The sequence below is a fragment of the Acetobacter sacchari genome (assembly GCF_017377715.1).
In the GTDB taxonomy this organism is placed as follows: domain Bacteria; phylum Pseudomonadota; class Alphaproteobacteria; order Acetobacterales; family Acetobacteraceae; genus Acetobacter; species Acetobacter sacchari.
Genome location: NZ_JAFVMF010000152.1, coordinates 1 through 220, shown reverse-complemented (window position 1 = coordinate 220; position 220 = coordinate 1). Strand labels below are relative to the sequence as shown.

At 43.6% G+C, this 220-nt stretch carries 1 protein-coding gene; it reads right to left on the bottom strand.

Annotated features, from left to right (window positions below; all coding sequences use genetic code 11):
- On the bottom strand, nt 1-220 hold a 220-nt coding region (locus J2D73_RS20565), incomplete at both ends, for a UBA domain-containing protein (protein ID WP_207884294.1).

Below are 220 nucleotides of genomic sequence, written 5' to 3'. Positions count from 1 at the left end.
CTCATCTGCAACACATAAATCGTCGAGAGTCTTCTGAATATCATAGTTATTCTTTCTGAGCACTTCAGCATTCAATCTCTTATGCTTGAAACCCATGTCTTCAAGCTCGTGAAGAAGAGTATGCTCTATTCCAGCAGCATCCTTCACACTTCCACCAAGAGAGAGTGAAACCTCAGACCCTTGAAAAGAAGGGGCACTGGCAGGCATGGCAATATTTCCA